Annotated in this window: 20 protein-coding genes; 6 read left to right on the top strand and 14 right to left on the bottom strand. The window is 77.3% G+C overall.

Features of this window, described 5'->3' with window-relative positions; translation table 11 throughout:
* Positions 1-30 precede the first annotated feature (30 nt).
* The 9 genes from ACRYR9_RS05950 to ACRYR9_RS05910 form a co-directional block, all read right to left on the bottom strand.
* Complete coding sequence (locus ACRYR9_RS05950; protein WP_432493594.1) at positions 31-348, bottom strand: winged helix-turn-helix domain-containing protein; 318 nt, start codon at positions 346-348, stop codon at positions 31-33.
* Complete coding sequence (locus ACRYR9_RS05945; protein ID WP_432493592.1) at positions 345-968, bottom strand: ABC transporter permease; 624 nt, start codon at positions 966-968, stop codon at positions 345-347. Before ACRYR9_RS05945 ends, ACRYR9_RS05950 begins: the two co-directional genes overlap by 4 nt.
* A gap of 74 nt (positions 969-1,042) precedes the next feature.
* Positions 1,043-1,555, bottom strand: a complete 513-nt coding sequence (locus tag ACRYR9_RS05940) for a hypothetical protein (RefSeq protein ID WP_432493590.1) — start codon at positions 1,553-1,555, stop codon at positions 1,043-1,045.
* Positions 1,552-1,980: a pilus assembly protein gene (locus ACRYR9_RS05935; protein ID WP_432493588.1), complete on the bottom strand. Its 429-nt coding sequence runs from the start codon at positions 1,978-1,980 to the stop codon at positions 1,552-1,554. The genes ACRYR9_RS05940 and ACRYR9_RS05935 overlap by 4 nt, the downstream gene beginning before the upstream one ends.
* A complete protein-coding gene (locus ACRYR9_RS05930) occupies positions 1,977-2,366 on the bottom strand; it encodes a TadE/TadG family type IV pilus assembly protein (protein ID WP_432493586.1) in 390 nt (129 codons plus the stop codon). The genes ACRYR9_RS05935 and ACRYR9_RS05930 overlap by 4 nt, the downstream gene beginning before the upstream one ends.
* Positions 2,367-2,404: 38 nt before the next feature.
* The gene (locus ACRYR9_RS05925; RefSeq protein WP_432493584.1) at positions 2,405-2,641 is read right to left on the bottom strand and encodes a hypothetical protein; all 237 of its coding nucleotides are present in this window, start codon (positions 2,639-2,641) and stop codon (positions 2,405-2,407) included.
* 49 nt (positions 2,642-2,690) lie between these two features.
* Positions 2,691-3,581, bottom strand: coding sequence for a type II secretion system F family protein (locus ACRYR9_RS05920; RefSeq protein WP_432493582.1), 891 nt, complete (start codon positions 3,579-3,581; stop codon positions 2,691-2,693).
* Positions 3,578-4,441 carry a type II secretion system F family protein gene (locus ACRYR9_RS05915; protein ID WP_432493580.1) on the bottom strand — a complete coding sequence of 288 codons (864 nt, stop codon included), beginning with the start codon at positions 4,439-4,441 and terminating at the stop codon, positions 3,578-3,580. Before ACRYR9_RS05915 ends, ACRYR9_RS05920 begins: the two co-directional genes overlap by 4 nt.
* 1 nt (position 4,442) lies before the next feature.
* The gene (locus ACRYR9_RS05910) at positions 4,443-5,690 is read right to left on the bottom strand and encodes a CpaF family protein (RefSeq protein ID WP_432493578.1); all 1,248 of its coding nucleotides are present in this window, start codon (positions 5,688-5,690) and stop codon (positions 4,443-4,445) included.
* A gap of 159 nt (positions 5,691-5,849) precedes the next feature.
* Here ACRYR9_RS05910 and ACRYR9_RS05905 point away from each other — a divergent pair, with 159 nt between their 5' ends.
* The 4 genes from ACRYR9_RS05905 to ACRYR9_RS05890 all read left to right on the top strand — a co-directional run bounded on the left by ACRYR9_RS05905 (position 5,850) and on the right by ACRYR9_RS05890 (position 12,242).
* Positions 5,850-10,214, top strand: coding sequence for an FtsK/SpoIIIE domain-containing protein (locus ACRYR9_RS05905; RefSeq protein ID WP_432493576.1), 4,365 nt, complete (start codon positions 5,850-5,852; stop codon positions 10,212-10,214).
* Entirely contained in the window at positions 10,211-10,756 is a 546-nt protein-coding gene (locus ACRYR9_RS05900) for a GNAT family N-acetyltransferase (RefSeq protein ID WP_432493574.1), read from the top strand. The genes ACRYR9_RS05905 and ACRYR9_RS05900 overlap by 4 nt, the downstream gene beginning before the upstream one ends.
* A 158-nt stretch (positions 10,757-10,914) precedes the next feature.
* Entirely contained in the window at positions 10,915-11,349 is a 435-nt protein-coding gene (locus ACRYR9_RS05895) for an ATP-binding protein (protein WP_432493572.1), read from the top strand.
* Positions 11,346-12,242 carry a SigB/SigF/SigG family RNA polymerase sigma factor gene (locus tag ACRYR9_RS05890; protein WP_432493570.1) on the top strand — a complete coding sequence of 299 codons (897 nt, stop codon included), beginning with the start codon at positions 11,346-11,348 and terminating at the stop codon, positions 12,240-12,242. Before ACRYR9_RS05895 ends, ACRYR9_RS05890 begins: the two co-directional genes overlap by 4 nt.
* Positions 12,243-12,278: 36 nt before the next feature.
* Here ACRYR9_RS05890 and ACRYR9_RS05885 read toward each other — a convergent pair whose 3' ends face one another.
* Complete coding sequence (locus ACRYR9_RS05885; RefSeq protein ID WP_432493568.1) at positions 12,279-12,626, bottom strand: hypothetical protein; 348 nt, start codon at positions 12,624-12,626, stop codon at positions 12,279-12,281.
* A 474-nt stretch (positions 12,627-13,100) separates the two neighbouring features.
* Here ACRYR9_RS05885 and ACRYR9_RS05880 point away from each other — a divergent pair, with 474 nt between their 5' ends.
* Positions 13,101-13,349 (top strand): WhiB family transcriptional regulator, encoded by a 249-nt coding sequence (locus ACRYR9_RS05880; protein WP_166610479.1) that lies wholly within the window; start codon positions 13,101-13,103, stop codon positions 13,347-13,349.
* A gap of 86 nt (positions 13,350-13,435) precedes the next feature.
* Here ACRYR9_RS05880 and ACRYR9_RS05875 read toward each other — a convergent pair whose 3' ends face one another.
* The gene (locus tag ACRYR9_RS05875; RefSeq protein ID WP_432493672.1) at positions 13,436-14,941 is read right to left on the bottom strand and encodes a sensor histidine kinase; all 1,506 of its coding nucleotides are present in this window, start codon (positions 14,939-14,941) and stop codon (positions 13,436-13,438) included.
* A 96-nt stretch (positions 14,942-15,037) separates the two neighbouring features.
* A complete protein-coding gene (locus tag ACRYR9_RS05870; protein ID WP_432493566.1) occupies positions 15,038-19,972 on the bottom strand; it encodes an NAD-glutamate dehydrogenase in 4,935 nt (1,644 codons plus the stop codon).
* A 91-nt stretch (positions 19,973-20,063) separates the two neighbouring features.
* On the opposite strand from ACRYR9_RS05870, the gene ACRYR9_RS05865 reads away from it, so the two are divergent.
* Complete coding sequence (locus ACRYR9_RS05865) at positions 20,064-20,597, top strand: DUF2505 domain-containing protein (protein WP_432493564.1); 534 nt, start codon at positions 20,064-20,066, stop codon at positions 20,595-20,597.
* Here the strand turns inward: ACRYR9_RS05865 and ACRYR9_RS05860 are convergent.
* A complete protein-coding gene (locus tag ACRYR9_RS05860) occupies positions 20,568-21,095 on the bottom strand; it encodes a DUF6912 family protein (RefSeq protein ID WP_432493562.1) in 528 nt (175 codons plus the stop codon). The genes ACRYR9_RS05865 and ACRYR9_RS05860 overlap by 30 nt on opposite strands.
* Entirely contained in the window at positions 21,096-21,977 is an 882-nt protein-coding gene (locus ACRYR9_RS05855) for a hypothetical protein (protein ID WP_432493560.1), read from the bottom strand. It lies immediately after the preceding gene.
* Positions 21,978-22,333 lie beyond the last annotated feature (356 nt).

The raw sequence follows: 22,333 nt of genomic DNA, 5'->3' as shown, positions 1-22,333 counted from the left end.
CGAGCGGGGGGGCAGCGAGGGGCCGGGCGCTCAGCCGAGCAGGGCGCGCAGCGCCGCCCGGTAGGCGTCGAAGGCGGCGCGGCCGGTGGGGGTCAGGCGCAGGTGGGTGGCGGGGGTGCGCCCCTGGTGGGACTTGGTCACCTCCACGTAGCGGGCGTCCTCGAGCTTGCGCAGGTGGGTGGACAGGTTCCCGGCGGTCATCTCCAGCAGTTCCTGCAGGCGCGGGAAGCTGATGCGGTCCCCCTCGGGCAGGGACGCCAGGGAGGCGACGACCTTCAAGCGGGCGGCGGCGTGGATGACGGGGTCCAGCTCCACGGCGGCACCGGAGGCCTGCGCGCGCGGGTTCACCGCGCCCGCCGGCGCAGCGCGAACCAGGCGGCGACGGCGAGGAAGCCCCCACCCCCGCCCAGCGCCATCACCCACAGCAGGGCGGGCAGGCCGAGGAACGCGCCGACGGAGGTGGTCAGCAGCAGCCACGCGCCGACGCCGAACTGCAGCGGCTCGCGCCACACGGCGGCGCCGAACAGGTGCATCACGCCGACGAGCAGGCCCGAGGTCGCCGGCCACAGCACGTCGGCCAGGGCCGGGTCGCCGGAGGCGCGCAGCACGGCGCTGTTGACCGCGGACAGCGCCACGAAGCTGAGCAGCCACGCCCAGCCGTACAGGACGCCGGCGACGGTGCTGGGCCCGGAGATGCCCCGGCTCGCACGGACGCTGTGCGCGGCGGTGAGGACCCCGGCGGCGGTGAGCAGCACGCCCAGGACGACCGCCGGCAGGGCCGGGGGCACCCGCAGGACGGGGTCGTCGCCGTGGGCCAGGGCGGCCAGGCCCAGGCCGACCAGCCAGGCCACGCCCCAGGCGCCGTACACCAGCCGGGGGTCGACCCCCACGGCCCGGACCACGGCCTCCTGCTGGCGCTCGATGAGCGCCAGCTGCTCCGCGGCGTCGAACCGCTGGTCCTCGTCCACCACGGCCTCCCGGATCGACAGATCACTTTGCTTTGCAAACCACTCTGTCGTGCTCCGCCCCGGAGCGCAAGGGTTCAGCCGGCGCCGGTCCCGAACCCCTCCAGCCGCGCCGTCGCCCGGCTCGACGCCCGCAGCTGCACCCCGCCCGCGAACCGCTCCGGCACCAGGCCGGCGAACGGCGGCACCACCACGGCGGTCAGCACCACCACCGCGGTGCGCCCGTCCGGGCTGCCCGTGCCCGCCGCCACCCGCAGCCCCGCCACCTCCACCGCGCCGGCACCCAGGACGTACTCCTGCGCACCGGCGCGCACCGACGCGTCCGACAGCGGCACCGCACCGGCGTCCAGACCGGTGGTGAAGTACGCCCCCTCGTCCAGCGCACCGGCCGCGGCCGCCGCAGCGGCGTCGGCCAGCGCGTACAACCGCTTGCGCTGCAGGTGCACCGCCGAGGCCGACACCACGACGAGCACCAGCACCGCCGCCACCAGCGCGAACCCCAGCGACAGCAGCGCGATGCGCCCCTCGTCGGCACAGCCGCAGCCGTCGCCGCCCCGGCCCGTCGCGCGCTCGCGCACCGGGCCGGTCACGACGGCGCGAACCGGTCGGCGAGCGCCACCCGGCGCACCTGCACCGGGACGACTGCCGGCACGGCGCCGCGCACGAACCCCGGCACCAGCGGCAGCGCCACCTCCACGCGCACCGTGGCCGCCACCCGCGCCCGCGGGCTGCGGCACGGGCGCTGCGCGCACTCCAGCACCACCGAACCGGGCCCCGCGGCGAAACCCTGGTCCGCCAGCGCCAGCGCGACGGCCGCCTCCGCGCGCGCCGCGGCCCGCGCGTCCCCGCTCGTCGTCGCCAGCACCCGCGACGCCTCCCGGGCACCCGCCTCCGCGGCGAACGTCGCCGCCTGCACCCGGCCCAGCGTCAGCACCAGGTAGGCCAGCGGCACCAGCAGCAGCACCCCCACCGCCAGGAACTCCACCGCGGCGCTGCCCTCGTCCCGGGCGCTCACGCCCCCTCCACCGCGGCGTGGCCGCGCACGTCCAGCACCCGCGCCGGCCCGAGCAGGCCCAGCACCGGCAGCGGCGCGCGCACCCGCACCTCCACCACCGGCGCAGCACCCGCCCCGGCCCGCGTGGGCACGACTGCCGCGCTGACGTCCGCGGCGTAGCGCGCCGACAGCGACGCGGTGAGCAGTTCCCGGGCGCGCTGCGCACCCAGTTCCGGAGAACTGCCCGCCAGGGCCCCGTACCGGGCGCCCTCCCCCGCGCAGTCCACCGCCGTGGCCCGCACGTGCTGCACCACGGCGAGCTGCAGCACCGCGGCGAACAGCAGCGCCAGGACCCCCGCGGTCGCGGCGAACTCCGCGAGGGCGGATCCCTCGTCGCGGGCCGGCACCCCGTTCCCGGGCGCTCCCCGCTCACGAACCCCCGAGCTCACAACTGCCCGAGGACGGCGTCCATCGACTGCGTGAACAGCTGCTGCAACCGCGGCCCGGCCACGGCCCACAACCCCACCACCATCCCCGCCGTCATCACGGTGACCAGCACCCAGCCGGGCACGTCGCCCCGGTCCCCACCGGGGCGCAGGGACCTGCCCAGCAGCACGCCCAGCAACCGGCGCAGCGCAGCGGGGGCGGTTCCGCCGCATCGGGCGGTGTCGTTCTTCGGCACGTCTCTCCTCGACTCCTCGAACAGGGTTTCCAACGGTTCCACCGGGGCCTCACGACCCCAGGCTCAACTGCGCCAGGCCGGGGAACAGCGCGAACACCACGGTCACCGGCAGGACGCCGAACACGACGGGCACGAGCATCCGCACCTCGCGGCGCCCGCCCTCCTCCAGCAGCCGGCGCCGCTGCGCCTGGCGGACGTCGGCGGCCTGCGCGCGCAGCACCGCCGCCAGCGGGCTGCCCGTCTCCACCGCCACCGCCAGACCGTCCACGAACCGGCCCAGCGCGGGAACGCCCAGCCGGTCCGCGGTGGCCGTCAGCGCCTCGACCAGCGGCGCACCGGTGCCGGCCTCCGCCAGCGCGCGGCGCAGGTCCGCGGCCAGCGCGCCCCCGTCGCCCGCCACCCGCTGCAGCGCCGCCGCGACGCCCTCACCGGCCCCGACGGACAGCGCCAGCAGTTCCGCGACCGCCGGCAGTTCCTCCTCCACCTCCGCGCGGCGCCGCCGCACCAGGTGCGCCAGCTCGGCGTCACGCAGCAGCGCACCGGCCAGCGCCCCGGACACCAGCAGTCCGAGCGCCGCCACCGGCGTCAGCGACCCGCGCAGCGCCGCCGCGCCGCACAGCAGCGCCCCGGCTCCCGCACCGGCCAGCGCCCACAGCACCTGCTCGGCGCGGTGGTGGGCGACCTCCCGCTCGGGGTCCAGGACGTCCAGCCGGGCGCGCACCGCCGGGGCCGAGCCCAGCAGCCGGCCGCAGGCACCCGCCGCGGCCTGCAGCGCCCGGTGCGCCACCGCCCGCCAGCCGTGACCGGCCGGGCGGGAGACGTACGGGGCGATGCGCGCCTCCAGCGAGGCGGTGCGCCGCACCGGCACGCCCCGCCACACCAGGACGGCGCCCACCCCGCCCAGCAGCCCCAGCAGCGCACCCGTCCCCGCGGGCGTCACGAGCACACCCGCCGCGGCTCGGGCAGGCGGCCCAGGCGCACCATCACCCGGTACGACAGCACCGTGGCCAGCGCCCCGCCGCCCAGGACCAGGGCACCGGCGGGGGTGTCGTACGCCTCCAGCGCGCCCGGCCGGGTGGCCAGCAACCCCAGCACCAGCCACGGGGCGGCCGCCGCCAGGCGCGCCGCCGAGACCGTCCAGCTCTGCCGCGCCAGCAGTTCCCCGCGGGCGCGCTGGTCCTCGCGCAGGTACGCCGACAGCGTGCGCAGCGTCCCGCCGAGGTCGCTGCCGCCGACCTGGCGCGTCATGCGCAGCGTCGCGGCCAGCCGGTCGAACACCGGGTCGGCCAGCTCCTCCTGCAGGTGGGCCAGCTCGGGCTCGAACGCACCGCTGGCGCGGTACCCCACGGCGAACCCCGTGAACGCCGGGCGCAGCCGCTGCGGGCCGCGCACGGCCAGCGCGCACACCGCGTCCGGCAGCGCCGAACCCGCGCGCACCGCCGAGGCCAGCGCGTCCACCACGTCCGGCCACTCCTGCGCGCGCCCGGCACGCCGGGCCCGCGCCCTCGAGCGCAGCAGCACCACCGGCGCCACCGCCCCGGCCGCGGCGGCCGGCACGGCCGCCACCAGGACCCCCGTCAGCGCCGGCACCAGCAGCAGCCCCGCCGCCGCGCACCCCGTGCACGCCAGCACCAGCACCGCCGGCGGCAGCGAGGCGAACCCCGCGGCGTCCAGCGCCCGGCGCAGCCGGCGGCGCGGGACCCGCGCGAGGCGCACCGGTCGCACCCAGCACGACCACCACGCGCAGAACGCCCCGGCCCCCAGCAGCGCCCCCGCGAGGACCCCGCTCGAACCGCCCACGTCAGCCCCGCCCCGGCAGCAGGGTGGACAAGTCGAAACCCGCGCGCTCGAACCGCTCGCGGTGCGGGGGCCAGCCCTGCTCTCGCAGCAACGGCGCACCGGCGCCCGGCCCGCGGCGGAACAGCGGCGCCGTCTCCACCACGCCGCCCTCCACGCGCCCGGTCACGGCCAGGACCTCCTCCACGCGGCGGTGCCCGTCGGCGCCCAGCGCCGCGTGCACCACCAGGTCCAGGCTGGCGGCGACCGCGGGCACCACGAAACCGCTCGTGACGTTCTGCCCCGCCAGCAGGGGCAGCGTGCACATCTTCGCGACCGCACCCGCGGCGGAGTTCGCGTGGATCGTCGCCGCCCCGGGCAGGCCTGAGTTCAGAGCCACCAGCAGGTCCAGGCTCTCCTCCTGCCGGACCTCCCCGACGACGAGGCGGTCCGGGCGCATCCGCAGCGCCTCCTTCACCAGCCGGCGCAGCGGAACCTCCCCGCGCCCCTCCAGGTTCGGCTGCCGGCACTGCATCGCCACCGCATCGCGAGCGCCGACGTGCAGCTCGAAGACCTCCTCGCAGGTGACGATGCGCTGCTGCGGCGGAACCGCGCTGAGCAGGCAGTTCAAGAGCGTGGTCTTGCCGGCCTGGGTCGCCCCGCTGACCAGCACGTTCAAACCCGCCGCGACAGCAGCGGCGAGGAAACCCGCCGCCTGGTTCGACAGCGATCCCAGGGCCACCAGGTCCTCCAGCCGCCGGGCACGGGCCACGAACCGCCGCACGTTCACCGCCCAGTGCCGGCGGGTGATGTCGGGGATGACGACGTGCAGGCGGGAACCGTCCGGCAGCGAGGCGTCGACGAACGGGCTGGACAGGTCCACGCGCCTGCCGGTGCTGGCGAGCATCCGCTCGACGAGTTCCGCGACGGCGTCCTCCTCCAGGATCGTGGTGGTCAGTTCCGCCACGCCTCCGCGGGCGACGAACACCATGCCCGGTTCGTTGATCCAGATCTCCTCGACCTCGGGGTCGTCGAAGTAGCGCTGCAGCGGCCCGTACCCCGACACGGCCGCGACGACCTCGCGCACCGCCGCACCACGGTCCGCCAGGAAGGGCAGGGAACCGTCCAGCGAGCGCAGGTCGTACCCGGTGACGGCCTCGTCCACGAGCGCACGGACCTCGGCCGGGGTGGCGCGGAAACCCCCCGCGCGGATGCGCCGGCGCAGTTCCGCCCGCACCTCGTCCTCGACCAGCCGCACGGCGTCCACGCGCACCCCCCGCTGCAGAACTCCTGGAACGCGCGGAACCCCTCCGCGCCCGGTCACCGTAGGTGCGCCGCCCCGCGGGCGTCCGGGGGATGTGGACAACCGCGCGGGCACCCGCGGGGTGTGGACGGCGGGGCGGGGAACCTCGGCGGCGGGCACCCTCCCGGGGTGCGTCTGCTGCTCACCCTCGTCGGCGCCGGAGACCCCGCGGGCACCGACGTCCTCGTCGAGGCGCCGGCGGGAACACCCCTGTCCGCCGTGCGCGGGCGGCTGGAGGAACTGACCGGCCCGTGGCCCGGGCCCGCGCGCGCCGGCGGCCGGGAGGTGACCGGCGCACCCCTGGGCGTCGAGCCGCTCCTGCACGGCGCCGTGGTGGACGTCTCCACCCCCGGCCCCGCGGTGCCCCCGGGCACCGGTGCGCCCGCCGGTCCTCCCCCGCCGGCGGGCGCACCCGTCGCGCTGGTCGTGGTGTCCGCGGGTCCGGACGCCGGGGGCCGCTTCGCCCTGCTCCCGGGGCGGCACGTCGTCGGCCGGGCGCACGGCGCCGCCCGGTGCGCGGTGCCGCTGGCCGACCCGGGCGTCTCGCGCGCCCACGCCGTGCTGGAGGTGGCCGCCGACGGGTCCGCCGCCGTGCACGACGCCGGTTCCCTCAACGGCACCGCGCTGCTCCTGCCGGGCACCCGGCGCGAGGTCCGCGACCGGGCCGAGCAGCTGCAGCCGGGAGCGAGGCTCCTCGTGGGCGCCAGCGTCCTGCACGTGGCGCCGCCGGCCGTGCGGGCCGCCGAGGTGCGCCCGGACGGGCACGGCCACCTGCTGCTGAACCGCTGCCCCCGCCTCGAGGGTGGTGCGGGGCCGAGCGGCACGGGGTCGAGCGGCACGGGGTCGAGCGGCACGGGACCCGACGGCGCGGTGCCGCGCTGGCCGCACCCGCCGCCCGCCCGGGACCTGCCCGGGGTGCCGTGGCCGGCGCTGCTCGTGCCGCTGGGGGTCGCGGTGGTGCTCGCGCTGGTGTGGTCGCCGCTGTCGCTGCTGCTGGGCCTGGCCTCCCCGCTCCTGGCCGGGGGGCACTGGTGGTCGCAGCGGCGGCGGGCGCGCACGGAGCGCGAGCGCGACCTGGCCGGCTGCGCCGCCGCCCGTGAACGCGTGCGCACCGCGCACGCCGGGGTCCTGGCCGCCGAGCACCGCCGGCGCCACGAGGCCTCCCCCGGGCCCGACGGGGTGCTGGCCCACGCCCGGGCGCGCGGCGTGCGGCTGTACGAGCGCACCCGCACCTCCCCCGACGCGCTGGTGCTGCGCGTGGGGCTGGGCCGCACGCACGTCGACGGCGCCGTCGTGCGCGACGACGCGCCCGGCCCTGCGCACGGCCGCGGACCGGGTGACGCCGGCGCGGCGGAACCTCCCGGCCCGGACCTGGACGACGTCCCGATCACGGTGGACCTGTCCGCCGGTCCGCTGGGCGTGGCGGGCCCCCGGCCCCTCGTGCTGGCGGTGGTGCGCCAGCTGGTCGGACAGGTGGCCGCCTGGCACGGTCCCGGTGAGGTGGGCGTGCTCCTGACCGGAGCGCGCGAGCGCTCGCCGTGGCGCTGGCTGGAGCTGCTGCCGCACGCGGACCCGGGCCCCGGCGGCGGGGGCGTGCCCGCGACCCTGCGCGCGGAGCTGCAGCGGCGGGCGCTGGCCCGCGGCGCGCGGGGCACCGCGGCGAGCGCTGACCCGCCGCGCGCGCTGGTGCTGCTCGTCGACGGCGCCGCGGACCTGCGCACGGACGCGGACCTGACCCGCCTGCTGCGCGACGGCGGCGCCGAGGGCATCCACGTGCTCTGCCTGGAGAGCGACCGCACCCGCCTGCCGGCGGAGTGCGCCACGGTGCTGGACGTGGCGGCCGACGCCTCCGGTGACGCCGTCCTGCACACCTCCGGCGCGGCCGCGTCCGCGGTGCGCGTCGACGCCGTGGGGCCCGCGTGGGCCGAGGAGCTCGCCCGGGCGCTGGCGCCGGTGCGCGACGCCGCCCCCTCGGGCACCGGCGGTGCGGTGCCGCGCAGCGCTTCGCTGCTGCGGCTGCTGGCGCTGCCGGCGCCGCGCGCCGGAACGCTCGGGACGGCCGCGGGCGCAGCGGGGGGCGCGGTGCCGGCCGTGGACCCGGCGGCCCTGGCCCGCGTCTGGGAGCAGCGCGAGCCCGGGGCGGTGGCGGTGCTGGGTGCCACGGCCACGGGGCCGTGCCGGCTGGACCTGGTCGCCGACGGCCCGCACGTCCTGGTCGCCGGGACCACCGGGTCGGGCAAGTCGGTGCTGCTGCAGGCCCTGGTGACCAGCCTGGCGCTGCAGGCGCCGCCGGACGCGGTGCGCTTCGTCCTCGTGGACTACAAGGGCGGTGCGGCCTTCGCCGGGTGCACGGGGCTGCCGCACGTGGCGGGGTTGGTCACCGACCTCGACGAGCACCTCGCGCAGCGGGTGCTGCGCAGCCTGCGGGCGGAGGTGCGCCGCCGCGAGGGTGTGCTGCGCGCGGCCGGGGCGGCGGACCTGGCGGACCTGCCGGCGTCCAGCCCCGCGGCGGCCGAGGTGCCCCGCCTGGTGATCGTCGTCGACGAGTTCCGGGTGCTGTCGCAGGAGCTGCCGGAGTTCGTCGACGGCCTGGTGCGGCTGGCGGCCGTGGGGCGCTCGCTGGGGCTGCACCTGGTGCTGGCCACGCAGCGCCCCGCGGGCGTGGTCAGCCCGGAGATCCGGGCGAACACCAACGCGCGCATCGCGCTGCGCGTGCAGGACCGCGCCGACGCCGAGGACGTGGTGGGGGACGCGGCCCCGGCGGCGATCAGCGACACCGCGCCGGGGCGGGCGGTGCTGCGCCGGGGCTCGCGCGGGCTGGAGGCCTTCCAGACGGCCCTGCTGGGCGACGGGGGCGGGGCGGACGAGGTGCGGGTGCGTCGCGCCGGGGACGTCGGCGAGGAGCGCGGCGGCGCCGCCGAGCGGGCCGGCGCGCGCCGGGCCCTGGCGGGCGTGGTGGCCGCCGTGCGCGAGGCCACCGCCCTGCGCGGGCGCCCGGTGCCGCCGGCACCGTGGTCGCCGCCGCTGCCGCAGCGCGTGCCGGCGGCGGACCTGCCCGCGGTACCGGGGTCGGGGGCGCTGCTGCGATGGGGCCTGCTGGACGTCCCCGACGAGCAGCGGCGCGCCGTCGCGGGCTGGGACCTGGCCACCGGTGGGCACCTGCTGGTGGCCGGCACCGTGCGCAGCGGGCGCAGCACGCTGCTGCGCGCGCTGGCCGTGGCCGCCGCCACCGAGGACGTGGAGGTGAGCGTCCTGGACGGCGGCGGGGCGCTGGCCGACCTGGTGGACCTGGCGCACGTGGGCTCGGTGGTGGGTCGGGCCGAGCTCTGGCGCGCGCACCGGCTGCTGCAGCGCCTCACGGAGGAGGTGCAGCGCCGGCGGGAGCTGTTCGCGCGGCTGGGGGTGCACGACCTGGCCGCAGCCCGGCGCGCGCCCGGGTCCGGGTCGCTGCCGCACCTGGTGCTGCTGGCCGACGGCTGGGACGGCTGGGCCGGCGACCTGGCGGCCGTGGAGCTGGGGGCACCGGTGGACGCCTTCCACCGCCTGCTGCGCGAGGGCAGCGCGGTGGGGGTCCGGGTGGCCACCAGCGGCGACCGGGCGCTGCTGACCTCCCCGGTGGCCGCCGCCGCCGCGGAGGTGGTGCTGCTGCGGCTGGCGGACCGCGCGGACGCGGCGCTGGTGGGGGTGCCCGCGCGCGAGGTGCCCGCGTCGCAGCCGCCGGGTCGCGGGCTCCTCGTGCGCGACCGGACCGCGCTGGAGGTGCAGGTGGCCCTGCCGGCGGTGCCGCCCGCGGCCCCGGTGCCGGCCGTCGCCGCGGCACGGGTGCGGGTGCGGCCGCTGCCGGCGAGCGTGACGACGAGCGCGCTGCCCACCGCCGTCGGCACGGTCGTGCCGCTGGGGGTGGGCGGTGACGACGCCGCGCCGGTGACCGTGGACCTGGCCGGTGGGCTGCTGGTGTGCGGGCCCGCGCGCAGCGGCCGGACCACGGCGTTGCGGGCCCTGGCCGCTGCGCTGGCGCGCCGGCCCGGGGCGCCGCCGGTGGCGGTGGTCACGGCCGACGCCGGTGCCCGCGGTTCCTTCGCCACGGCGGCGTGGGTGGGGCTGCAGGACGTGGACGGCCTGCGGCGGGTGCTCGCGGCACCGGGGGCGGTCGTGCTGGTCGACGACGCCGCCCGGCCGCTGCCGGCGCCGGTGGAGGACCTGCTGGTCGAGGCGCTGCGCGGGACGCCGGGCGGGTGCCTGCTGGCCGCCGCGGCCGACGGGGGCGAGGTCGCCGCAGCCTTCCGCGGGCTGCCGGCGGCGCTGCGCACGGCCCGCACGACGGTGCTGCTGGGCCGGGGTGGGCAGGTGCCCGCCGACGTGCTGGGCCGGCGGGCGGTCCTCGCCCCGGCGCCGGGGCCCGGGGCCGGCTTCGTCGTCACCGACGGCGGGTGGACGGCGTTGCGGGGAGCCGTTCCGGACGGCGCGGCCGCGGCGCCTACGGTGGAGCGGTGAGCACCACAGAGGACAGGACGAGCACCGGGGCACCGGCCGGCGTGCGGTTGCGGGAGGCGACGCCCGCGGACGGCGAGAGCATCGCCCTGCTCGTGCGCGAGCTGGCCGAGCACGAGCGCGCGCCCCAGGCCGCCACCGCCACCGGCGACGACTTCGCCCGCACCCTGCGGGAGGGCGGTGGCATCGGCTGCCTGCTCGCGGAGGTCGACGGCCCCGCCGGGGTCGAGGTGGCCGGCATGGCCCTGTGGTACACGACGTTCTCCACCTGGCAGGGCCGTCGCGGCATGTGGCTGGAGGACCTGTACGTGCGCCCGCAGCACCGGCGCCGCGGGATCGCGCGGGCCTTCTTCGGCCGGCTCGGGGAGCTCTGCGCGCAGCGCGGCCACGGCCGGCTGGAGTGGTGGGTCCTGGACTGGAACACCCCGGCGCAGGAGTTCTACCGCACCCTGGGCGCCAGGCCCGAGGAGGAGTGGACGCTCTGGCGGCTCGACGGTGAGGGTCTCGCCGCCCTCGCCCCGCGGGGGCCCGCCACCGGTTCATGACGGACCGTCACGGTGCGAGGGCTCCGAGCGTGCGAAGCTGCACCCTGAGCGGCCACCACCGCGCCGCACCCGCCGAGCGCCGCCGCACCACCCCGCACACCACCCCGCACACCACCCCGCCGGAAGCGCACCGGCCGGCCCCCGGAGAGGACGCCCACGTGTCGACCACCACGGCCATCGAGCAGGCCGGCGAGCAGATCAGCGACCTCGTCGAGCTGCGGGTGCCCGCGGACCCCGCCTACCTGACGGTGGTGCGCACCGCGAGCGCCGGCCTGGCCGCTCGCCTCGACCTCACCCTGGACGAGATCGAGGACCTGCGGATCGCGGTGGACGAGGCGTGCACCCTGCTGCTGGACCCGGCGACGGGCGCCCAGCAGCTGGTCGCCACGTTCCGCCTGGGCGACGGGAGCCTGGAGGTGGAGGTGCGTGGGCCGGCCCGCGAGCTGCCCGAGCGCTCCAGCTTCGCCTGGGCCGTGCTGGAGGCCCTGGTCGGGGAGGTGTTCACCGGCACCTCCTCCTCGGGCGCCTGGATCGTGCTGCGGCACAGCAAGGGCGCCGGGACGGCACCGGGCGGGCCAGCGGGGCTGGTGTGAGCGGCGACCCCGCGGCGGACGCGCCCCCGGCAGCGGTGCCCGCTGCCCGGAGGGACCGCTCCGGCGCGCCCGGGCCCACCGGCGGCGGGGCCGACGCCGTCGAGGAGCTGGAGGGCTTCGCTGAGGACCTGCCCGAGGAGCACGACGGGGCCCTGCGCCCCGAGGACCTGTCGCTGCACGAGCTGCTGGCCCGGCTGCCCCCGCAGGACCCCGAGCGGGCGCGGGTGCGCGAGGAGCTGACCCGCCGCCACCTGCCGCTGGCCGAGCACCTCGCGGCGCGCTTCCACGGCCGCGGTGAACCGCACGACGACCTGGTGCAGGTCGCCACCATCGGTCTGCTGAAGGCGCTGGACCGCTTCGACCCCGCCCGCGGCGTGCCCTTCGGCGCGTACGCCGTGCCGACCATGCTGGGCGAGATCAAGCGGCACTTCCGCGACCGCGGCTGGGCCATGCGGGTGCCGCGGCGCGTGCAGGAGGCGGGCCGGGCGCTGTCGGACGCGCGGGAGGCCCTGACCCACGAGCTGGGCCGGGCACCGACGGTCGCGGAGCTCGCCGTGCGCACCGGGCAGGACGCCGACGAGGTCGTGGAGGTGCTGGAGTCGGCCAACGCCTACGCGACGCTGCCGCTGGACACCGGCTCGCCGACCTCCCCGGTCGCCTCGCTGGGCAGCCTCGACGACCGCCTGGAGAACGTGGAGAACCGCGAGGCGCTGCGGCCGCTGCTGGCGGCGCTGGCCCCGCGCGAGCGCCGCATCCTGGCGCTGCGCTTCGTGCGCGGCATGTCCCAGGCGCAGATCGCCGCCGAGGTCGGCATCTCCCAGATGCACGTGTCGCGGCTGCTGACCCGGACCCTGGCCCAGCTGCGCGAGGGGCTCGGCCCGCAGCAGGGGTGAGCCCGCCGGTGACGGGACCGCCAGGCGGGGCCGGTATCAGCGGGAGAGCTGCGCCGACACCGGCGGCAGGAACAACCCCACGAGCACCAGCACCGCTGGAACCACCAGCAGCACCCCCAGCCAGGGCGAACCGCCGCCGAGGGCGGGCCAGCCGGCCGCCAGCTGCAGGACCTGCCAGACCAGCACCGGTGAGCGCACCCACGTGGCCCGCTGCAGCAGGCCGCGCGCGCACAGGGCCACGGCCGCGGCGAAGACCGCGGTCGTCGCCGCGAGGGCCACGGCCGCGACCGGCGCGGCGGCGCCCTGCACGAGCAGGCCGTGCACGAGGTAGGCGACGCCTCCCACGAGCAGCACGGCCTCCAGCGCCACCAGGGCGGCCAGCACGCTCAGCAGTGGCGAACGGGCGGGTCTGCCCCCAGGCTGGGGTGAGGAACGGGGCTGGGCGCGGTCGGGCACGAGGAGCACCGTACGACCGGCCGCACCCCGGCGGCTGCGAGGTCGGCCGCACCGCCCGCCCCCAGGAGGGGTGAGCGGGTCCGGGGCCGGGACGTCCGGCTCCCGTCGTAGGTCCCTGGGATTGCCGGGAGGGGTCGTCCGTGTTAAGTCCGTGTGACGAACCTGACACGGGTTCTCCACGACCCGTCGGTGCCCCCCTCTTGTGGGACGCGCCGCGGGATGTGAACCTGGATGCCGACGCGATCCCCGACGCACGTCACCCCCCGGCCTGGTTCAGGCCGAGGCCTGTGCGTCCCGGCACCGCCGGCGCTGCCGGTGCTCAGGGATCCCGCGCGACACCCCGTGTGACAGCGGAACGTCGCGCGCACTGAGACCGCAACGCGAAGAAGGAGTGGACCCCTCATGGACTGGCGCCACCGTGCTGCCTGCCTCGACGAAGACCCCGAGCTGTTCTTCCCCATCGGCAACACCGGCCCGGCCATCCTCCAGATCGAGGAGGCCAAGGCCGTGTGCCGCCGCTGCGAGGTCGTGGACAGCTGCCTGAAGTGGGCGCTGGAGACCGGTCAGGACTCCGGCGTGTGGGGCGGCATGAGCGAGGACGAGCGCCGCGCCCTCAAGCGCCGCGCCGCCCGCGCCCGCCGCGCCGGCTGACACCGGCGCGCCGCTGACCAGCAGCGCGACCGACGAGGAGGGCCCCCACCCACCGGGTGGGGGCCCTCCTCGCGCTCCGGCGGACGTCACCGGGTGCGCACGCTGCCGAGCGGGGCGGTGCCCCGGCGCACCCGCACCTCCAGGCGCACCTGGGTGCCGCCGGAGTCCCCCGGCCCGAACTCCATCCGCCCGCGCAGCTCCCCCGCCACCAGCGAGCGCACGATCTGGGTGCCCAGGCCGGAGCGGCCCACCTGGAAGTCCTCCGGCAACCCCACCCCGTCGTCGCTGACCACGACCTCGAGGCGGTCCTCACCGAGGTGCTCCACCTTCACGGACACGGTGCCGGCGCGGCCGGAGCCGAACCCGTGCTCGACGGCGTTGGTGACCAGTTCGGTCAGCACCAGCGCCAGTGCGGTGGCGTCCTCCTGGCGCAGCTCCCCGAAGCGACCCTCGCGCACCGTGCGCACCCGCTCGGAGTTCGACACGGCCACCTCGGCCGCCATCATGAGGCAGCGGTCCAGGACCTGGTCGAAGTCGACGTTCTCGTCGATGCCCTGCGAGAGCGTCTCGTGCACGGTGGCGATCGTCTCCACCCGGCGCATGGCCTCCTGCAGCGCCGAGCGCCCCTCCTCGGACGTGATGCGCCGCGACTGCAGCCGCAGCAGCGCCGCCACGGTCTGCAGGTTGTTCTTGACGCGGTGGTGGACCTCGCGGATCGTCGCGTCCTTGGTCATGAGCTCGCGCTCTCGCCGGCGCAGCTCGGACACGTCGCGCACCAGCAGCAGGGCCGCGACCCGCACCGGCGGCCCGTCCTCGCGACGGGTCAGCGGGATGGCCCGCATGGCCAGGGTCGCCGCCTCGGTCTCCAGGTCGGTGCGCCAGGGGGCGCGGCCGGTGACCACCAGCGGAAGCGACTCGTCGACGGGCAGGTGGCTGGCCGCCAGGGAGGACGCGATCTCGGCGAGGTTGGCCCCGACCAGTTCCCCGATGAGCCCGGCGCGGTGGAAGGCCGACAGGGCGTTGGGGCTGGCGTAGGTGACCACGCCCTCGGCGTCCAGGCGCAGCATGCCGTCCCCGACGCGCGGGGCGCCGCGCCGCGGGCCGGTGGGCGCCGACGTCTGCGGGAAGTCCCCCGCGGCGATCATGCGCGTGAGGTCGTCGGCGCACTTGACGTAGTTCAGCTCCAGGCGGCTGGGCGTGCGCGACGTCGCCAGGTTGGTGTGGCGGGCCAGCACGCCCAGGACGACGCCCTCGCGCACGACCGGGATGGTCTCCTCGCGCACGGGGACGTCGTCGTCCCACTCGGGATCGCGACCGCGCAAGCTGCGCGCCTCGTCGAACGTCGTGTCGACCTGGGGGCGCCGGCCGCGCTCGAGCACGGCGCCGACCACGTCGTCGTAGTGGACCGTGGGCCCGGTCGTGGGGCGGCAGTGCGCGACCGCCACGAAGTGCTGGCGGTCCGCCGACGGCACCCACAGCACCAGGTCGGCGAACGAGAGGTCCGAGATCAGCTGCCAGTCGCCCACGAGCAGCCGCAGCCACTCGGCCTCGGCGGGGCCCAGGCCGGTCTCGGACTGCAACAGGTCAGCCATGGTGGGCACCCCCGAAGCCTACGGCGCGTCGTCGCACCCCGATCACCCCGCCCGAGCACCCCGCGCGGCCACCCCGCCCGACCACCCGGGACCCGCTCACCCGGCCCGCAAGACCGAGCGCATCACCCGCAGCGCCACCGACAGCGCTGCCAGGTCCGCGCGCCCCGAGGCGGCGATCTCCTGCAGGGTGCCGCGGGCGCGTCGCACCGCGGGGCCGTGCGCCTCCTCCCACGCCTGCACCGCGACCTCGGCCCCCTCGGCTGCGCCCAGGCCTCCCGCGTGCGAGAGCACGGAGGCCGTCAGGTCGCGCAGCACCCCGTACAGGTCGTCGCGCAGCGCCGCCCGCGCCAGCGACTGCCAGCGGTCCTCCCGGCTCAGCGCGGCGATGCTGCTCAGCAGCGTCTCCACGTCGTAGCGCCCGGACAGCTCGAACCACACGTCGGCCACCTCGGCGGGCTCGCGGCCGCCGGCGGCGGCCACCTCGACCACGTCCAGCAGCGCGAACGTCGGCAGCAGCGACGCGACCCGCAGCGCCTCGTCCGCCGGCACCCCGGCCCGCGCGAACTCCTCCGCGTCCGCCCGCAGCGCCTCCGCGTCCTGCGCGCGCGCCAGTTCGGGCACGCGCGCGGCCAGGTCCGCCACGGGCCCCGCGAACCGCTCCACCTCGGCGGCGACGTCCACCCCCTCCGGTCGCGAGTGCAGCAGCCAGCGCACGCTGCGGTCCAGCAGGCGCTGCACCCGCTGGCGCACCCGGGCCTGCACCACCGCGTCCACGCGCCCGTCCAGCGCCTCCACGGCCGCCACCCGCTCTTCGAGACCGAAGACGCGCACCGCCACGGCGAACGCGCGCACCACGTCCGCCGGTTCGCTGCTGGTCTCCTCCGCGGCCCGGAAGGCGAACGTCAGCCCCCCGGTGCCCACGACCCGGTTCACCAGGACCGTGGTGGCGATCTCGCGGCGCAGCGGGTGCTCGAGCAGGTGCTCGCCGAACCGCTCGACCAGCTCGGCGGGGAAGTACCCGCGCAGCGTCTGCTCCACCCACGCCTCGTCGGGCAGGCCGGAGGACAGCACCGACGCACCCAGGGAGATCTTCGCGTGGGCGATGAGCACCGACAGCTCCGGCATCGTCAGCCCTCGCCCCTCCCTCGCGCGCCGGTCCAGCTCACCCGAGGACGGCAGCGCCTCCAGCCGGCGGTCGAGCGCACCGGAACGCTGCAGCGCCTCCAGCATCCGGCGGTGCGCGGGCAGCAGACCGGCAGCGAACGTCCCCTCCACGCTGAGCGCGACGTTCTGCTCGTAGTTGTCGCGCAGCACCAGGCGCCCGACCTCGTCGGTCATCCGCAGCAGCGTGGCGTTCCGGTCGGCCGCGTCCAGGCGCCCGCGCGCCACCAGCTGGTCCAGCAGGATCTTGATGTTGACCTCGTGGTCGCTGCAGTCCACGCCGGCGGAGTTGTCGATCGCGTCGGTGTTCAGCTTCACGCCCTGCCCGTCGCGCCCGGCGGTGGCCGCCTCGATGCGCCCGCGCTGGGTCAGGCCGAGGTTGCCGCCCTCGCCGACGACCCGCACCCGCAGCTGCGCGCCGTCCACGCGCACCGCGTCGTTGGCCTTGTCGCCCACCTCCGCGTGCGACTCGCTCGAGGCCTTGACGTAGGTGCCGATGCCGCCGTTCCAGAACAGGTCCACCGGCGCGGTCAGGATCGCGCGCACCAGCTCGATCGGCGACAGGGAACCCACGTCCTCCTGGAGCCCGAGGCTGCGCGCGACCTGCTCGCTGATCGGCACCGACTTCGCGCTGCGGCTGAACACCCCGCCACCGGCGCTGATCAGCGAGGCGTCGTAGTCGGCCCAGGACGAGCGCGGCAACTCGAAGAGCCGGCGCCGTTCGGCGAAGGACACCTCCGGGTCCGGGTCGGGGTCCAGGAACACGTGCCGGTGGTCGAACGCCGCCACCAGCCGCAACCGCCGGCTGAGCAGCATCCCGTTGCCGAACACGTCACCGCTCATGTCGCCCACGCCGACCACGGTGGTCGGCTCGGTCTGCACGTCGTGACCCAGCTCGCGGAAGTGCCGGCGCACGCTCTCCCACGCCCCGCGCGCGGTGATGCCCATCGCCTTGTGGTCGTAACCCACCGACCCGCCCGAGGCGAACGCGTCACCCAACCAGAAACCCCGCGCCAGAGCGATCTCGTTGGCGGTGTCGGAGAACGTGGCGGTGCCCTTGTCCGCGGCCACCACCAGGTACGGGTCGTCGCCGTCGTAACGCACCACGTCCACCGGCGGCACGACCGTGCGCGCACCGCCCTCGGTGCGCAGGTCGTCGGTGATGTCGAGCAGGCCGGAGATGAAGGTGCGGTAGCAGGCCGTGCCCTCGGCCCACCAGGCGTCGCGGTCCACCGAGGGGTCCGGCAGCCGCTTGGCGACGAAACCGCCCTTGGCGCCAGTGGGCACGATCACGGCGTTCTTGACGACCTGCGCCTTGACCAGCCCCAGCACCTCGGTGCGGAAGTCCTCGCGCCGGTCCGACCAGCGCAGCCCACCGCGGGCGACCTCGCCGAAGCGCAGGTGCACGCCCTCCACCCGCGGGGAGTACACCCACACCTCCGCGTGCGGCACCGGCGCGGGCACCCCCTCCACCTGCGAGGGGTCCAGCTTGAACGACAGGTACGGGTGCGGCTCGCCGTCCGCGCCGCGCTGGTAGGCGTTGGTGCGCAGCACCGCCCGCACCACCGAGAACAGCGCCCGCAGGATCCGGTCGGCGTCCAGCCCCTCCACGGCGTCCAGGGCCCCGCGGGTCTCCTCCAGCAGGGCCTCCACGACCTCGGCCCGCTGCCCGTCCTGACCGGGGCGCGAGGGCGCGAACCGCGCCTCGAACAACCGCACCAGGGCCCGCGTCAGGCCCACGTTCGCCAGCAGGCACCCGGCGACGTACTCCACCGAGTACGCCAGCCCGACCTGGCGCAGGTAGCGCGTCAGCGCGCGCAGCACCGCCACCTGCCGCCACGACAGCTGCGCGGCCAGCACCAGGCGCGCCAGCGGGTCGCTGTCGGCCGCGCCGCTCCACGCCGCGGCGAACGCCTCGCAGAAGCGCGCCCGCGCCGCTGCCGGGTCGGCGTCCAGGTGCCGCACGTCCACCGGCAGCCGCAGGCCCACGTCGTCGACCCACACGCGCCGGCCGTCCTCGCGCACCAGCACGTGCGGGCGCTCGTCGGTGACCTCCACCCCCAGGTCCGCCAGGAACGGCAGCACCGCGCTGAGCGTGACCGGCGCGCCGCGGTAGGAGGTCAGCCGCCACGTGCGCGCCTCCCCCTCGGCGTCGCGCAGGTCCAGGACCGGATCGGGCACCGAACCGTCCGCCCCGGTGCGTGCCAGCAGCTCCTCGGCCCGCTGCAGGTCGTGCACGGCCCGCGCCGGGTCCACCGCGGCGCGGTAGCTGCCCGGCACCCCCTGGCCCCAGCGGCGCCACAGCGCGCCACCGGCGTCCTCGCCCAGCTCTGCGCGCGCAGCGTCCAGCAGGTCGTCGTCCCAGCTGCGCGAGGCGCGGGCGACCTGCGCCTCCAGCTCGGCCACGTCCACGTCGGGCAGCTCCTCGCCCGGGCGCGCGCGCACCACCACGTGCAGGCGGGCGAGCACGGACTCCGACACCCGCAGCGTGTGCTCCACCGAGCCGCCGTCGAAGGCCTCGCGCAGCAGCTCCTCCACGCGGGCCCCCACGCGCGTGGTGTAGCGGTCCCGCGGCAGGAACACCAGGCACGACATGAACCGCCGGTAGGCGTCGCGGCGCACGAACAGCCGCGTGCGGCGGCGCTCCTGCAACCGCAGCACCGCCAGCGACGTGGCCAGCACGTGCTCCACGTCCGCCTGCAGCAGCTCGTCGCGCGGGAAGGTCTCCAGGATGCTCAGCAGGTCCTTGGCGGAGTGACCGCTGGAACCGAAGCCGGCGCGCGCCAGCACCTGCGACACCTTCTCCGCCACCACCGGCACCTGGCGCACCGGGTCGGTGTAGGCGCTGGAGGTGAACAGGCCGAGGAAGCGCCGCTCGCCCGTGACGCGGCCGGAGGCGTCGAACTCCTTGACGCCCACGTAGTCCAGGTACGCCGGCCGGTGCACCGTCGCGCGGGCGTTGGCCTTGGTCACCACGAGCACCTGCGGTTCGGCGGCCTTCTCGCGCACCGGCCCGGACAGCCTCCGCACGCGCCCGGCGGGACGATCGGGCCGGTCGGAGAGCACCCCCAGACCGGTCTCCGGCCGGGCCGCCAGGACCACCTCGCCGTCGTCCTCGCGCAGGTCGTACTCCCGGTACCCCAGGAACGTGAAGCGGTCGTCGGCCATCCAGCGCAGGAACCGCTCGGCGACCCGCAGCTCCTCGGCGCCCACACCCGCCGGCGGGTCCAGCTGCAGCTCGTCGGCGATCTGGGTGGCCCGGGCGCGCATGGCGTGCCAGCCCCGCACGGCGGCGCGCACGTCGTCGAGGACGTCCTCCAGCTCCCGCTGCAGGCGCTCGCGGTCGGCGGCGTCGCTGTCGCGGTCGACCTCGATGCGGATCCAGCTCTCGGCCGGGTCCGAGGGGGGTGCGGTCGCCACGTCGTGCAGGTCCACCAGGACGCCGTCGCCGTCGCGGCGGGCCGCCAGCCGCGGGTGCACCAGCAGGTGGATGCCGCGGCCGGTGCGCGTCAGCGCGGAGGTCAGGCTGTCCACCAGGAACGGGGTGTCGTCGGTGACGACCTCCACCACCGAGCGGGCCGCGCCCGCACCGGCGTCCTCCCCGGCGACGACCCGCACCAGGGTCGTGCCCGGGCGGCGGTCGCGCCCGAGGCTCAGGTGGGACTCCACGGCGGCGGCCAGCGCGGCCGGGGCGCGGTCGCGCAGGTCCTCCGCCGCGGTGTGCGCGTAGTAGTCCAGCAGCACCCGCTCGGCGGCGGTGGCCGAGCGCAGCGCCTCGGGCGCATCGCTCCAGGCGGAGCCGCGCGCGGCGGCGGCCGACCGGACGAGCGGTCGCAGCTCGGACGTGGTGGGCGGGGTCGAGACGGGCATCACTGCTCCGGGTGGCCGAGGGTTTCGCCCCACCGACCCTAGCCGCCCGCGCGGCCGCGCACCGGTCGGGGCGCGGCCGTACAGTCGCGGCGTGCCCACCCCGTTCTCCGAGGTCTCCCCGCTGCCCGGTCCACCGGCCGCCGTCTTCGCCCTGCTCACCGATCCCGGCTTCCTGGCCGAGCGGGCGCTGCGCTCGGGCGCGGTGGAGCACGAGGAGGAGGTGCGCGACGAGGGGGGCAGCACGCTGGTGCGCAGCTCCCGCACGGTGAGCACGGACGGGTTGCCCAGGGTGGCCGCCGGCTACCTGGGCGCCACGGCCGTCGTGGAGCAGCTGGAGCGCTGGGCCCCGGCCGCCGCCGACGGGTCCCGGGACGGCACGCTGGAGCTGACCGTGCGCGGCGCACCGGTGCAGCTGGAGGCCCGCACGCAGCTGCGGGCCACCGCCACCGGCTGCGACCACGACCTCACCGGCACCCTGTCCGTGCAAGTGCCGCTGTTCGGCGCCGGCGTGGAGCAGGCCGCGCTGCCGGGCCTGCTGGACCTGGTGCGCTCGGAGGTGCAGCTGGCGCGCGAGCGCCTCGCCGACGGGGGCCCCTCAGGTCCCGGCGGCCAGCAGCAGCGGTAGCTCGGTCGCGTCGTACCAGAGGAGCTCGTGCCCCTGGACCGACTCGACGGTGAAGCGGGCGTCGTCGTCACCGGCGTCGGCCGCGGCCAGCGCACCCAGCGCCGCCCGCACGTCCTCCTCCGCCTCGGCGTCGTCGACGTGGACGCTGACGAGGTGCTGCAGCAGCAGGTCGTGCTCGAGCACCACCCGGGACCGCTCGGGGGTGGACCAGCTCGCGTCCGGCTGCGGCAGCGCGGTCCCGGGCACGTCGAGGGCCAGGACCACGCGCCGCACCGGTGGACCGGCGGGCTCGGTGGCCAGCAACCGGAGGGACTCCTCCGCAGCGTCCCCCATGGCCACGTACTCCAGCTCGTCCTCCAGCTCACGCGGGTCGGCGTCCGCGTAGAACTCCCGCAGCGCGGGCGTGACGGCGTGCACCGTGACGGGCGCACCGCGCAGCACCCCGGAGGGCGCCGCCACGGCGAGGGTCGCCAGGGTGCTCGGCCAGTAGATGCGCACTCAGGCCTCCTCGTCGTGCCCGTCGAGGGCGATCGCGCGCTCGTCCCCGTCCTCGGAGTCCCCTGTACCGTCCGCGTCCTCGGGACCGCGCGCACCCTCTGCTCGGGAGAGCAGCGCTGCGACCTCGTCGTCGTCGAGGTACTCCTCCTCGAACACGACGCCCTCCAGCTCGGAGAGCCGCTCCGCGGCGTCGGTCTCCCCCTCGGTGTCTGCCTCGGCGGCCTTCTCCAGCCACTCGCGGGCCTCGGCGTCGCGACCGACGGCGATCAACGCGTCGGCGTAGGCGTACCAGAGCCTGGCACGCCAGGGCGCACGGCTGTTCGTGCGCAGCTGCGGCACCTGCAGGGAGACCACGGCGGCATCGTGCTGGCCGAGGTCGTGCCGCGCACCGGCGGAGACGATGAGCATCTCCACCTTCGCCGCGGGGTCGAGCCGGGCGGCCTCCGGCGAACCGGCGAGGTCGAGAGCACGCTCAGGACGACCCAGGCCACGCTCGCAGTCCGCCATCAGCGGCAGGTAGCTGTCGTCACCGGTCATGCGGCGGGCCGTGCGGAACTCCGCGAGAGCCTCGCGGAAGTGCCCGGCCTTGTACGCCGCGATCGCTGCCGCCTCGCGGACGGCCGCGATGCGCCCTCCGCGCCGCTGAGCGGCGAGCGCGTGCTGCCACGCGCGCTCGGGGTCGGTGTCGACCAGGCGGCCGCTCGCCACGAGGTGGCGGGCGACGACGTCGAGGTTCTCGGCCGGCAGTCCCTGCAGCGCTCTGCGGACATCGGGGTCCAGTTCCCGCCCGGTGATGTCGTCCGGCAGGCGCGGCCCCGCCGGACGTGGAGGCCGAGCCGAGCGCGAGAGCTCCTCACGACGGTCACCGTCCCGCTGCCGCACGGGGCGCCCGGCACCGCGGACAGGTCCTCGCGCCTCACGGCGCTGCTCGCCGGCCCGCTCCTCGCGGCGTGGCCCGCGCTGGTCGAAGCGCTCGCGGTCACCGCTCGTGCGCGCGTCCCGACGCGGCGCGCGCTCGTCACGGCCTGCGCCACCCTCACGGCGAGGACCCCGCTCATCAGCCCTGGGCGCACGCTCGTCGCGGCGGAACCCACCCTCGCGGCGCGGCCCACGCTGGTCGAAGCGCTCGCGGTCACCGCTCGTGCGCGCGTCCCGACGCGGCGCGCGCTCGTCACGGCCTGCGCCACCCTCACGGCGAGGACCCCGCTCATCAGCCCTGGGCGCACGCTCGTCGCGGC

This window comes from Kineococcus auxinigenes (assembly GCF_050871525.1).
GTDB lineage: Bacteria > Actinomycetota > Actinomycetes > Actinomycetales > Kineococcaceae > Kineococcus.
This window is presented reverse-complemented; position numbering and strand designations above follow the sequence as displayed.

Bases quoted from the DNA above. Each gene is read 5' to 3' on its own strand.
- ACRYR9_RS05880 (WP_166610479.1), top strand. From the start codon at position 13,101: ATGGACTGGCGCCACCGTGCTGCCTGCCTCGACGAAGACCCCGAGCTG.
- ACRYR9_RS05875 (WP_432493672.1), bottom strand. From the start codon at position 14,941: ATGGCTGACCTGTTGCAGTCCGAGACCGGCCTGGGCCCCGCCGAGGCC.
- ACRYR9_RS05870 (WP_432493566.1), bottom strand. From the start codon at position 19,972: ATGCCCGTCTCGACCCCGCCCACCACGTCCGAGCTGCGACCGCTCGTC.